Source organism: uncultured Gimesia sp., from assembly GCF_937910335.1.
Taxonomy (GTDB): Bacteria; Planctomycetota; Planctomycetia; order Planctomycetales; family Planctomycetaceae; genus Gimesia.
The window spans coordinates 1-12,893 of record NZ_CALEMX010000399.1 but is presented as its reverse complement, the minus strand read 5'-3'; the positions used below and the strand labels follow the sequence as shown (position 1 = coordinate 12,893).

The following is a 12,893-nucleotide window of genomic DNA, read 5'->3' as shown; positions in this document are numbered from 1 at the left end:
GGCGTCACCATAGCTGTAGAAGCGGTAATTCGCTTCTACAGCTTTTTCGTAGGCCTGGCGAATCAATTCGGTATCGGCAAAGGCGCTGACTAGAACCAGCAATGTTGATTTTGGCAAATGAAAGTTTGTCAGCAGGCAATCGACGACCTGGAATTTGTATGGTGGGTAGATGAAAATATCTGTTTCACCGCTCCAGGCTTTGAGTGCGCCTTCACGGGCAACCGATTCCAGAGTCCGGACACTGGTTGTACCAACGGCAATAATTCTGCCTCCATTTTTTCGGGTTGTATTGAGCAGGTCAGCAGATTCTTTCGACAATTCACACCATTCGGAATGCATTTTGTGTTCTTCCAAAGTTTCAGTGGAGATCGGTTTGAAAGTTCCAATGCCGACGTGCAAGGTGACTTTCGCAATACCTATCCCTTTTTGCGTGCAGCGATCTAACAGGTCAGGTGTAAAATGCAGTCCGGCAGTTGGAGCTGCGACGGCTCCGGGTTGGTTGGCGTACACGGTCTGGTAGCGTTCCCAGTCTTCTTCTGTCGCCAATTCCCGGCGCATATAGGGAGGGAGGGGCATCGTTCCGAAATGTTCAAGCAGTGTAAGGTGGTCTTCGTCAGACTGGAGGGTCGCAGTCCAATAGCCTTCTGTATCTTTTGATTCCAACTTGAGTGAGATTCGTTTTTGTAACGCGCGTTGATGAGCGGGTTTCAGTTCGATAATTTCTCCCGGTACCAGCTTGCCTCTTGTTTTACTCATCAACTTCCATTGTCCAGTGGCATTAGATCCCAGATAGAGACCTTCCCACTTTCCGCCCGTTGATGTTCTCACGCCAAATAATCGGGCAGAGAGCACGCGCGTATCATTCAGTACCAGACAATCGCCGGGCGCCAGAAAGCGGGGAAGATCGGAAATCGAACTATGACTGATCGTTTGTGACTGGCGATCTAGAACCAGCAGCCGAGATTGATCACGCTGCTCTGAGGGTTCGGTGGCGATTAATTCTGGTGGAAGTTCGTAGTTGAAGTGATTCAATTCGGTCATCAGGCGGGTTTCTAGATTATGAGACTTCAATAGAGTTTGGAGTGATCTGCTCGAATTATGTCTGGAAATTACTGTAAATGGCGGATTTTAACGAAGATTTTTATTTTCTCTTAGCATATTAAACACATTTTCGGAATCTAAGCTTGTCGATAATTTCAGCCTTCGAACAATAGAATTCAGGTTATGACTGATAATAGAGGAAGTTTGCTGACTATTTATTGCCTTGAGAGAGAATCGACTGTTGACGAACCGAAAATCTCCCACTCCGATTGCCTTTTGTATTACCGGACTACAGCCCGGTGGGGCAGAACGTGCGCTGGTTCAAATTGTGAAGCGGTTAAATCGCGAGCGATGGGCCCCTGTTGTTTACTCACTGACTGGCACAGGGCCTCTTGTGGATGAATTGGAAAAGGCAGGCATTCCGACAGAGATTTTAGACGTAACATTATCTTGGGATATCCGAATTATCTGGAGACTGGCACGAAAACTCAAATCACAAAAACCAGTTTTGCTGCAAACATTCTTATTTCATGCCAATCTCGCTGGAAGGTTTGCGGCACGACTGGCGGGAATCAAACATACTGTCTCGGGGATACGTGTTTCTGAAAAACGGAAGAATGGACATCTATTACTAGATCGTTGGACGAACAGGCTGGTGGAGTTAAATATCTGCGTGAGTCAATCGGTGGCAGACTTTTCTGTTCAACAGGGAAAGCTTTCGGAGTCTAAAGTGACGGTTGTACCCAATGGCGTCGATTTTGAACTGTTTGATACTGCAGAAGCGATGGATTTGAGTCAGTGGGGGATTCCTGCGGATGCGAAGGTTGCCTTGTTTGTCGGAAGACTTGATCCTCAGAAAGCACCTGGGAATCTTTTGGCCGCATTTGACCAGTTTGCAGAGCAGAATACTGAATTTCATCTGCTGTTTGTTGGTGATGGTCCGTTGAGAGTTGAGTTAGAACAGGATGCTTCTCAAATGGCATGTGCAAAACGCATCCATTTTACAGGCTGGCAATCTCAGATCCCTCAGTTGATGAAAGCATCCTGTTGTCTAGTGCTGCCTTCTTTATGGGAGGGAATGCCAAACGTCGTTCTGGAAGCGATGGCTGCCGGTTTACCGGTCATTTCGACGATCGTGGATGGTGTTTCCGAATTGATTCAGGATGGGGAACAGGGGACGCTGGTGGCCTCTGACAGTTCGAAAGAGATACTAAAGGCACTTCTGGATTTGAGCTCGCGGCCTGCCGAATTTCACAAGATGGCCGAAAATGCGCAAAATACTGTCAAAAAAGAGTTTACATGGGATTCAATTGCTCAGAAATACGAGCAGATCTATGAGGACCTTCTCACATCAAGTGACTGATTTTTGGCAAAATTTCGACATTAAAATTGATTTTGGAAAACAAAATTTAAAAATCTAAAAATTCCCAATTCCAATCGTGATAAGTATCTAGGTCAATTCAAGTTCTTTCTTTTCTGCTCTAGCTTTCAATCGTGCTTGACGATTCCATTCTGCCTGATAAATTCATCACTCTGTGGTGATAAATGGTGGCAAGTGGGGATCAATGGCGTTAACGGGAACTTTCAACAAGATTTTGGATGGAAAACGTCGATTAGCGATCCCTAAAAGACTCAAGGAAGAGCTTGTCAACAAAGAATTCACTCAGATTTACATTGCACCGGGTACTGAATCATCTTTGTTGCTTTTTTCGGAGAAAGGATTTGAACAGCAGGCACAACGATTAAAAGAGTATTCCAAGAATGGACCGGAGGCAGCTCAATATCTTCGCCTTTATTATTCACGGGCAGAGAAAGTGGAAGTAGATTCACAGGGACGTATCTGCATTCCCGAACGTTTGGCTGATCTGGCTCTCTTGGAAACTAAGCAGGAAGTGGTGTTGATTGGAGTTCAGGACCATGCCGAACTGTGGAGTATTGAGCGTTGGAATACCTATCTTAACCAGCATGGGCCTCATTTTGATGAAATGGCTTCTCAGGCCTTTGGTCAAATGCCCTGGTAGAAATTTGTCGAACTGTGGAACAGAACGCGAATGACTACCAACGTGACAAAACTGTTATCAATCAATAAATCGGGAATTTTTCAAGGAGGAAATATTAGAACTCTTCCGCTGGCTACCGGGCTTTGCGGATTGAAGGTGAAATGGAAGTCACCTGTGTGTGCTCAGAATATTGGGTTGGGCCACCGGTCGTTCGTCTCCTGATACAAGTGGAATGGATGCTGCTTGAGACGGATGGCTTCAGGGTTCTTTGATTGTACAGAAGTGCGATTTTCTCAGATTTGAATCACTTCGATCTCGATTTCTCAATCGGGATGTATTCTTTCAGTCTTCTATTGGATTTTGAGATGTTTGGACTCTGTTTTCGACGAATCCCTTTCGATTTGGAGTCGGTTTGCTTTCGTTAAATTCGATCTGGAAAGTGACTTAGGCCCCTGACTGTTTTGCATTTCAAAAAATCTTTAACTGATCTTGCCAAAAAAACGAGATTTTTCTAGACTTGCCACGCTTGAGGCTCAATTTGGTTCTTCAACTTGAGTCGCCAGCAGTCTCTCAGAGTATCATTTCAAAAGTCTCTACCCCCTTAATTCCATTATCATTTCCATTATCAGTCGAACAGATTTCCTCTGTGCGATTTATGCTGGATTGTTTTATTTAGAATCGTTACCAAGTGAATGCCAGGTATGTCCGGTGATCAGAAAAGGCCGATCCATTTACCGGTCATGTTGCGTAAAGTTATTGAGCAATTAGATTTATCTCCCGGTTTGGTGGTTGTGGACGGAACGGTAGGAGCCGGCGGTCATAGCCAGCATATTCTGCAGAAAATTGGTGCAGAGGGAACTTTAATAGGTTTAGATCGAGATGCAATGATGCTGAATTTTGCCAGAGAACAAATAGGGTGTGATCAATTGCCGAGCGGGCAATGTCATCTCAGGCAATCCAGTTATGCAGCACTTCCGGCAGTTTTGGAAGAACTGAAATTGAATCAAATTGATCGAATTCTATTAGATCTGGGATTGTCTTCTGATCAATTGAGCGATGATGCTCGCGGATTTGGATTTGAATCGACGGGAGAGTTAGATTTACGGTTTGATACCAGAACAGGGATTCCGGCTTGGAAACTGTTGGAAACACTTTCCGAATCGGAATTGAGTGAGATTATGGAAAAATATGGCGAAGAACGGTTCAGCCAGCGAATAGCAAGCCAGCTTGTCAAGCAGCGAAAAACATCACCGATCCGAACGGCTGCTCAATTAATCAAAGCCGTTGAGCAAGCGATTCCCTCCAAAGCATTGGCATCGGCCAGGAAGAATCCGGCAACACGTGTCTTTCAAGCGTTACGGATTGCAGCGAATCAGGAACTTGAACAATTAGAAACCATGTTGGACTCTGTTTTACCACAAGTACTAAAGGCGGGAGGCCGAGCTGCAATCATCAGTTTTCACTCCCTGGAGGATCGCCTGGTGAAGCAGGCTTTTAAAAATAAGACGCTCTGGAAAAACTTGACAGCGAAACCAATGATAGCAACGCAGGCGGAACAACGAGTGAATCCGCGTTGCCGAACGGCGAAACTGAGAGTGGCTATACGCACATAACTATTACAACTCAAATTGGCTTGTAGGCAAACAGAATTCTGTTTGTCTGAAAAAGACATTTATTACGTTTAATTGGAAATGGTTTAGAGCCATGACTGCAGAAAAAAAAACAGAAAAAAAAGCGGACGAAGAAGATTGGGGCATTGAAAAACCCAAAACAGGAATCGCCATCGAAACCAAAGTGGGGCTTTGCCTGATTTTCATTCTGTTGAGTGCATTTGGGTTGGTTGTTTACCAAAAAATCAATCGACCCCAGGAGAATATGGCAATCAACAATCCGGAGGAGAAACCATCAGAAGAGACGGGTCAGCCACAGGCAGATGATCCGTTTGCAGATGGGAAATCTGAATCTTCGTCTTCGGATGAGGTAGAAAATCAGCCCGGTCAGTTTGAAAAAGTGGCGGATAACTCTGGCTTTTCAACCCCACAAGGGGGACAGAATCAGGAGAATCCGTTTGCGAAGCCGCAGTCAGAAACTGCGGAAAACGATCCGTTTTCCCAAAAATCGTTTGAAAATCAAAGCGAACCTCAGCAGACGACCGAGATTGCTTCGAATCAGGCAGAGAATGGTTTCCAGGAATTTGATCCACCAACCGGTTCGAAGAATGAATTTGCGAATCCTTCCCAGAATGAATTTCAATCAGAGCCAGCTACTTTTGATAATCCGCAGAAGGATTCATTTTCCAGTGTAGATCAATTTGCTCAACAGCCGGGATCAAATCCAGCAGGGACTGTGCAGGAGAATAGTTTTAACAGCGAACCAGAATCGGAATTTTCGTCTGGCACAAGCAGCGAGAATTCGGGACTGATGAAACAGCCTGCTGAGAATGAATTTGCTCAGACAGCAGAGGGGTCGAGCGGTGCCATTCAAGTTGAGGAAGATCCTTTTGGTACGTCAGCAACAGAAGTGGGGCAAAAAATGCCCGCACAGTCGCAGCCACCTGAGAAAAATGAGTTTGAAAATTTTGGTCTGGCAGACGAAACGAATTCAGCACAGAACCAAAATGTTGAAGAATTTTCAGCAGAATCAGCTCAGGTAAAAATTACTGATATCTCCAGTTCCCAAGATTCTGACTCGTTTCAATTTTCACAAAGTGAACCTCAGGCTTCTAACACTCCTACTGAGAGCGCGTTCCAACAGGAGAAGCCGGCTTCCGCTGCTCAAGAATTTGAACAGCCACAGTCATCTGAGTTCAGCGAAGTGAAGACGAATCAAAACGAGGATCGGTTTGGGGATTTTCGCGCGGAAGAGTTTTCTGCAGAACAGGCAGAAAGTGTCACGACCGTCAAGCGTCCTGCAGCTGCCATTGATACGGGTTCGTTTCGTGATTCCGAGATGACTGCGGAGCAGAAAGTTCCTCAGGCTCGGGGGTTATTTGATGGTCCTGCACCTGTAAATGAAGTGTCGACACAGAAATTTGGATCTGTTCAGGAGGAGTCATTCACTCAACAGCCTGTTCAGAAGGTTCGCGGTGAGTATGTGGTACAAAATGGAGAGAACTTCTGGACGATTTCCAAAAAACTTTATGGCAGTGGACGCTATTTTCAATTACTGGCAGAAATCAACAGAAGTCGTGTGAGTGATCCTCGCAAGATGAAACCGGGGTTGAAATTGCTGGCACCTGACCGCGCATCGATTGATGCACAATATCAGGCGCGTCATAATGCAGCGCGGACAACCGTCAGGGAATTTGCAGGCAAAAAGACGAATCGCAAACAGAGTAAACCATCGGGCTTTTTTATCAGCCAGGATGGTCAGCCGATGTACCGCATCGGCAGCAGCGATACATTGACCGATATATCACAGAGACATCTGGGGCGTTCTTCCCGCTGGTATCAGATTTATCAGATCAATCGCCAAAAACTGCAAAACCCTAATAAGCTACAAATTGGCGCTGAATTACAGCTCCCTTATGACGCCAGCCGAGTCAGTCTTGTTCCCGGAAACTCATCCAGCCGATAGTGAAAACAGGCGTGTGTGTCTGTCTTTTTCGTGGGATTCTAAACCGGCTGTGAATCGATATCTGGTCGACCTGCTGGTTTGGGAAGGTGGGTTTCGATGTTATTCCGTTTTGGTAGTGCCATCTTATTAGCGGTTGCTATCTCTCTGATCGGAATTGGTCTTGAAAAAGAAAGCCTGAAACTCAAACGTCAGGTCAGTCGTCAACATTACCAATTGGAAGTGTTGATCAATGCTCATGCCAAGATGAAATTGGCTACACAGCGGGCAGGCTCTCCCGGCCAGGTTTTAAATTCCATTGAACGGGGTGAGCTTGACGTGAAGTCAAATCGACGTCCCGCATCAACCAATCGTCGTGAAATGCCGTTGCTGCAATGGCATTTAAACAGATCATCGAAGGCGAATAAAAAGTAGTGTTTTTGGAAAATGATCTAATTGACTTTTGTAGCAGGTGAGTAGTTTCTTGCATTCCGAAAACTCGAAATTTCAAATCAGCTGGCGCACCTGGAGTCTCATAATCCTGGTTGTGTTGTCTTGGATTGTAATTTCCGGACGCCTCATTTTTCTCCAATATATCGGCCACCGTCAATTTGCATCAGTGGTTGCGCGTCAGCAGGTTTGTAAAGAAAAAATACCAGCCCGTCCCGGTGATATTCTTGACCGTAACGGGCGACTGCTGGCAACGACGATTGTCACCAATAGTTTATACATGATACCGCAGGAGCTGAAAAATCAGAAAAACGTATCAGAGGTCTGTACGGTTCTCAGTATCAACCAGGAATATTTTCAGGACCGACTGAAAAAGAACCAGGATAAAATGTTTCTCTGGGTAAAACGGCGACTGACTGATGATGAATTAGCAGGTGTCCGATCTCTCAATCTCCCTGATAAAGCCTGGGGCTTTCGACAGGAATATCGTCGGAAGTATCCACAGGGTGCGTTGGCTGCCCATGCGCTGGGATTGCGAGATATTGATGGGAAAGGGCAGGGAGGAATTGAAGAAGCGTTTGATCATTTAATTTGTGGTCAAAATGGTCATCGTTTTCTAGTTCGTGATGCTCATGGTCGAGTGATTGAAGTGCGCAATGACGCTCGAGAAGCAGCCCGTAATGGGGAGACTCTGGTTGTGACACTGGACTCGATCATCCAGCTTTATGCTGAACGAGAGTTAGAGTCGATCCTCGAGAAATGGCGACCCAAAAGTGCCTGCGCAATTGTGATGGACGTCAAAACGTGCGAAGTGCTGGCATTGGCCTCTGTGCCTACATTCAATTTGAATCATCCAGAGAACATTTCCGAGACCGCCTGGAAAAATACTGCGATCGCCTCAATTTACGAACCAGGCTCTACCTTGAAGCCATTTATCGTTGCCGCCGCGCTTGAGAGAGGCCTGTTGAAAACAGAGGAACAATTCGATTGTGAGCGGGGCGAATACCAAATGGGAAAGCGCCTGCTACATGATCACCACAGTTATGGGATGTTGAGTGTTACCGATATTTTGGTCAAGTCGAGTAATATCGGGATGGCTAAAATCGGTGAAAGACTGACGAACGCCGGTCTGTACGAAGCCGTGACAGCATTTGGTTTCGGTCAGAAGACGGGTGTTCAACTTCCCGGAGAGCTGACTGGGATCGTCAGACCGTTGGAAAAGTGGAATATCTACTCGACTGGCTCTATCCCGATGGGACAGGAAATTGCAGTTACGCCGATTCAGTTGATTACCGCCCATGTGGCACTTGCTAATCAGGGAAAGTTACTCAACCCCCGATTGATCCGCGATCAGATCGATCACAATTACTATCCACGGTCTCATGAAGAACCGGAGCAGGTTCGCCCTTTGGTGTCCACCCCGGTGATTTCCGAAGAGGTGGCTGACTGGCTTGTTAGTGTTCCGATGGTGGAAACTGTGAGCAGGGGGACTGGGATGAAGGCGCAGCTTGAAGGTTATACTGTATTTGGAAAGACAGGAACTGCTCAGAAACCTGACCCTCAAACGGGTCGGTATTCGTCGCAATTACATGTAAGTTCTTTTATCTGTGGTGCTCCAGCACACGATCCCCGTGTGCTCGTACTCGTGGTAGTAAATGAACCTTCCGTTGGGCCCAACCACTATGGTGGAACGATTGCTGGACCTCCGGCTGCCGAGATACTCAATAAAACATTGATGTATCTGCGGGTTCCCTTTGATAAATCGGGGCAAAAACCATTGAGGCAAATGACTGATAGGCCACGTAACGCGTTACGTTAAGGATCACGACTAGCTGAGCATCTTTACTTAGGCTGCGTATTTTAGCTGTTTTCAGTTGTGATTGTAGAGAGAGAAATTCACTCATCAACTTGAATCGATATTGACAAAAAACCCATATTTTTTGTATTAAGGCTCAAGTTTCACATCTCTCTCATTCACTCCCTTCTTTCACACAAAAAACTCTCTCCGCCAATTTCTACGTGGTTTTCATTTCACGAGATGGGAATCCTGTTCGTAGTTTCGGCAATGCTACACACGCATTTCACAAATCTGAATTCCAGATACTTCGATTCATTCATATCAAGTAACAATCTATTTTTAGAGGATCTCCCGTCATCCTGATGGGCTGCTAAGTTATGGCAGAAGAAAACATTAATCAACTAGAATCAGACGAGGCTGCTAACGTTGCGGTGAAAGAACCACCTGACAGCGCGGGTGAGAAAACCGGGGTCGATGATACAACCGCGGAACAACTTTCGTTACGTGAAAAGCTCACAAAATTTGTGCGGGCGCGTTGGGAACCTCTGGCCATCAGTGCTGCAGTGCTGGTTTTAACCTTGGTCTATTTTTGGACAACAACGGGCGTACCAGAAAAAACGCCAAAAGAAATATTAGCTGAAGCATTAATCCTTCTGGAATCATCAGAAGATCAAAATTCACGAAACGAGGCGCAGGAGATGGCCTATACTCTGAAGAAAATGGAGTATCAGGATCCGGACTTTCCCGGGGCTCTGTATTTTATCTTTGGAGTCGTTGCGTTTAGAAATGCAGAAGAACTCACTGGAGAATCGCAGGACCATCAATATTTGATTGCCAGTCGTTATCTCAAAGAGGCAGAGAAACGAGCCGTTGATCAAGACCATCGTCCGGAATGGACTTTTGCATTGGGAACGTGTCTGTATTTACTGGGTTCCATGAAAGATTCACGACCCCTTCTGGAAGAAGCGATCAAGACTTATCCGCCGGGAAAATTAAAGACTTCGATGTTATTGACGGATATCTATCTCGATGACAAAGCAGAAGCCGATTTAAATAAGGCTTTTGATTTGAATACAGAATCGCTGCAGACCGAAGAAATGAATCCTGAGACTCTGGACCGATTGTATTTGCAGAGAGCCCAGATCTTTCTGGCTCAAGGTAAGAACAGTCAGGCTCAGCAGGTTTTGGCAAAAGTGAAGCAGAAGGATTCAGTGAATCAGGTCACAGTTGTGTTTCAGGCACAGACATTGATGGCAGAGAAGAAATACCGGGAAGCATTAGCCATTTTGGCTCCTGTGAAAGACAATCTGGGATTAGAGCGTAAGTTTTCGCGTCAAGCCTCTTATCTGATGGGTTTGTGTGCGGAATCCTTGAATGATTCAGAAGCAGCCATCGGATTTTATGAACAGACGACACACCGTTATGCGGGTTCACACGAAGGACTGGCTGCGTATTTGCATCTCGGCGATCTACTACGAAAAAGTGGTCGAACAGAAGAGGCTTTGATTGCCTATCGGGCCGCTTTGAGGTCGATTAACAGTCCTCAGGATTTTCGAAATCGCTGGATGAATCTGGAACAGGTACAAGCTTATGTTCTGGATGCCTGGAATGACTGGGTTGACGAAGAGAAAATTCAAAATGGCGTAACCACTTTTAATACGGCAATTCAATTGACAGATTTTCTACCTCCCTTGCTACCAGAGGTTCAAGCAAGAGAACTTGCGGCTAACGCCAATCGGCGATGGGCCGAATATTATGAGCGACTTGTTGAGAAATCACCCATGAGTCAGCACGAAGTAATGAAGCCAAAGCAGAAAGAGCGTTGGAAGCAAAGTGGTTTAGCTTATTATGATCTTTCCAGACTACTTCAAACTACGGATCGCTATGGTGAAATATTATCGGTATCAGCTGAGCATTTTCAGAAAGGGCAGGATTTTGAGACGGCAATCAAAGTTCTGACTCGTTTTATTAATACTAAGCCGGACAAAAAAATGCCTCAGGCACTCGTACGCAGAGGAGAGATATTACTTGAGCTTGATCAGTTGGATGACGCCATTAATCACTTTGAACGCGTGATGACCAATTATCCCACCGATGTCGCTTCTTTTGAGGCAAAGTATTTATTGGGGGTTAGTTATCTTGAGAAGGATGAACTTGATCAGGCCAGTCGAATCTGGACTGAAATTCTGGAATCGAGCATTTTGACTCCGAAAGCGAAACAGTGGCAGGATTCTCTTTTTGCTTTGGGCAAGCTGAATTTTCATCAAGGTAAGATTGCAGACATTCAAACTGCAGAACCCAAAAACGATACGAAAACGGAAGAGCAGCCCGTGAACGAAGTGAAAATTGACTATCATGAAGAGGCTACGAAGCGTTTGAGTGAATATGTCAATCGTTATCCGGAATCAGAAAAAGTTCACGAGGCACGTTATTTGTTAGCACGATCGCTACAGAATCAGGCTAGTCAACCTCGTCAGGAAATGAAATCTGCAAAAACAGAGAATGCGCGAATGGAGCTGAAGCGTAAAGAGTTTGCTTATTTAAAAATGGCAAATCTACAGCTCCAGATATTAAATCGTGAGTTGAGAAAACTGGAAACTCAGGATCGACTAGATTCTCTGGGGAAAAGGTTGCTGAAGTCTGCTTGTTTTGGGACCGCACATCTGTTGTATCGGACAGAAGAATACGACGAAGCAATTAAATCTTATCATGATGCCGTTAATCGCTATCCTCAGTGTACTGAAGTCTTAATCGCTTATATGAAGATGTCCGGATGTTATGAAAGTCTGGGCAAAAAAAATGAAGCCAAGAGTATGCTCGAACAGGCAAAAATTATTCTGAAACAGATGCCTGATAAAGTGTTTGAGTCCAAGGCAACTAACCTGGGACGCGAAGAATGGAATCGCTGGTTAGACTGGTCTCGTGAATTTCGTAAATCTAATGCCAAAATAAATCAATTACAGACAGGTAATGGAGTTTAGAGTTGTGTAGTAGAAAATGAATTCAAGCCTGGAACCCTGAATCAGGTTGCAGTTTGATTCAGATAATAATTAACCTGAATTTTTATGTAGTTTCTTATGACATCCACACAGAAAATCGATTATCTCAAACTTTTTTCGGTTCGCCTGGAATATTCAAAGGCGTTGTTGAAACTTTCGATTCAACAGCAGTCGCTGATAAATCAGGACGACTATACCGGCCTGTTAGATGTGTTAGGAAAGAAGCAGCGTCTATTAGGTCAGTTAGATCAGTATACGAGACAACTGCCTTCCCTCTGGGAGCAGTGGAAGCGTGAGCGTAGTCTCCTGACTTTAGAGCAACGTGAAACGTGTGAAGAGATCTTGAGTGAATCTGAAGAGGTTTTATCGAAGCTGCTCGAAATCGAAGACACCAGCACGAAGAGTATGGTTGATCGACGAGATCGCACGAAACAGCAGGTTCAATCATTGAATCAGGGAGAAAAAGTGGGTGAAGCATACCGGGATAGTTTAGCCCCTGTGACGCATCGGCATTTGAACATTGATCAATAGTGTAAGAAATTTTAAATGATTTGTCTTTCGACGAAATGGTTTTAAATAATGAATACAAACGTAATAAATAATTCAGCATCACGAGGTGTGATCCAGGTTGTTTCTCAGGATCGGATACGACGTCTGGAAGTATGCACTCAATTTTCTAATCTGGGATATTCGGTAATTCCGCTGGCGGATGTGATTTTTTCACAAACTTCACAGCAACCGGATGCGGATATCTGTGTACTGCTAGATCAAAAAACGATTGCGGAAATAACTTTTTCTGTGGAACAGGCCTCTGAACAAAATTTGGTTCCCATGTTATTTTATCCCGCTTTAGCAGAGAAGACTCAAAATGAAATTGTGAAACCATTAAGAAACCATTCCCTTGAGTCACTGGTTCCCTTTGCAGAAATCAGGCCACAAGACACTCTGGACAGTACCAGAAGCTTACTTGATTCGGCAATCAAATATGCGCGGTTATCGCGCAAGTGCTCCGGTTTGATTTCTGAATTAAATACTCGGTCAAGTCGCAGGTTG

10 protein-coding genes are annotated in these 12,893 nt (G+C 45.1%); 9 read left to right on the top strand and 1 reads right to left on the bottom strand.

Translation table 11 applies throughout. The features are described from left to right. Positions 1-1,041, bottom strand: a 1,041-nt coding sequence (gene queA, locus Q0668_RS15785; RefSeq protein ID WP_298866387.1) for a tRNA preQ1(34) S-adenosylmethionine ribosyltransferase-isomerase QueA, incomplete at its 3' end; no start/stop codon positions are given. Positions 1,042-1,282: 241 nt separating this feature from the next. Here queA and Q0668_RS15780 point away from each other — a divergent pair. From Q0668_RS15780 to Q0668_RS15740, 9 genes are all read left to right on the top strand, one after another. After that, complete coding sequence (locus tag Q0668_RS15780; protein ID WP_298866386.1) at positions 1,283-2,404, top strand: glycosyltransferase; 1,122 nt, start codon at positions 1,283-1,285, stop codon at positions 2,402-2,404. 202 nt (positions 2,405-2,606) lie between these two features. Beyond that, the gene (locus Q0668_RS15775; protein ID WP_298866385.1) at positions 2,607-3,062 is read left to right on the top strand and encodes a cell division protein; all 456 of its coding nucleotides are present in this window, start codon (positions 2,607-2,609) and stop codon (positions 3,060-3,062) included. A 680-nt stretch (positions 3,063-3,742) separates the two neighbouring features. Next, positions 3,743-4,654: a 16S rRNA (cytosine(1402)-N(4))-methyltransferase RsmH gene (gene rsmH, locus Q0668_RS15770; protein ID WP_298866384.1), complete on the top strand. Its 912-nt coding sequence runs from the start codon at positions 3,743-3,745 to the stop codon at positions 4,652-4,654. 91 nt (positions 4,655-4,745) lie between these two features. Beyond that, on the top strand, positions 4,746-6,617 hold the full coding sequence (locus tag Q0668_RS15765) for a LysM peptidoglycan-binding domain-containing protein (protein WP_298866383.1): 1,872 nt from the start codon (positions 4,746-4,748) through the stop codon (positions 6,615-6,617). Positions 6,618-6,713: 96 nt separating this feature from the next. Then, the gene (locus Q0668_RS15760) at positions 6,714-7,028 is read left to right on the top strand and encodes a hypothetical protein (protein WP_298866382.1); all 315 of its coding nucleotides are present in this window, start codon (positions 6,714-6,716) and stop codon (positions 7,026-7,028) included. 49 nt (positions 7,029-7,077) lie between these two features. Beyond that, positions 7,078-8,862, top strand: coding sequence for a penicillin-binding protein 2 (locus tag Q0668_RS15755; protein ID WP_298866380.1), 1,785 nt, complete (start codon positions 7,078-7,080; stop codon positions 8,860-8,862). 356 nt (positions 8,863-9,218) lie between these two features. Next, positions 9,219-11,822 carry a tetratricopeptide repeat protein gene (locus tag Q0668_RS15750; RefSeq protein WP_298866378.1) on the top strand — a complete coding sequence of 868 codons (2,604 nt, stop codon included), beginning with the start codon at positions 9,219-9,221 and terminating at the stop codon, positions 11,820-11,822. Positions 11,823-11,918: 96 nt separating this feature from the next. Beyond that, entirely contained in the window at positions 11,919-12,371 is a 453-nt protein-coding gene (locus Q0668_RS15745; protein WP_298866376.1) for a hypothetical protein, read from the top strand. Between the two features lie 48 nt (positions 12,372-12,419). Next, the coding region (locus Q0668_RS15740) for a hypothetical protein (RefSeq protein WP_298866374.1) at positions 12,420-12,893 on the top strand (474 nt) is incomplete at its 3' end.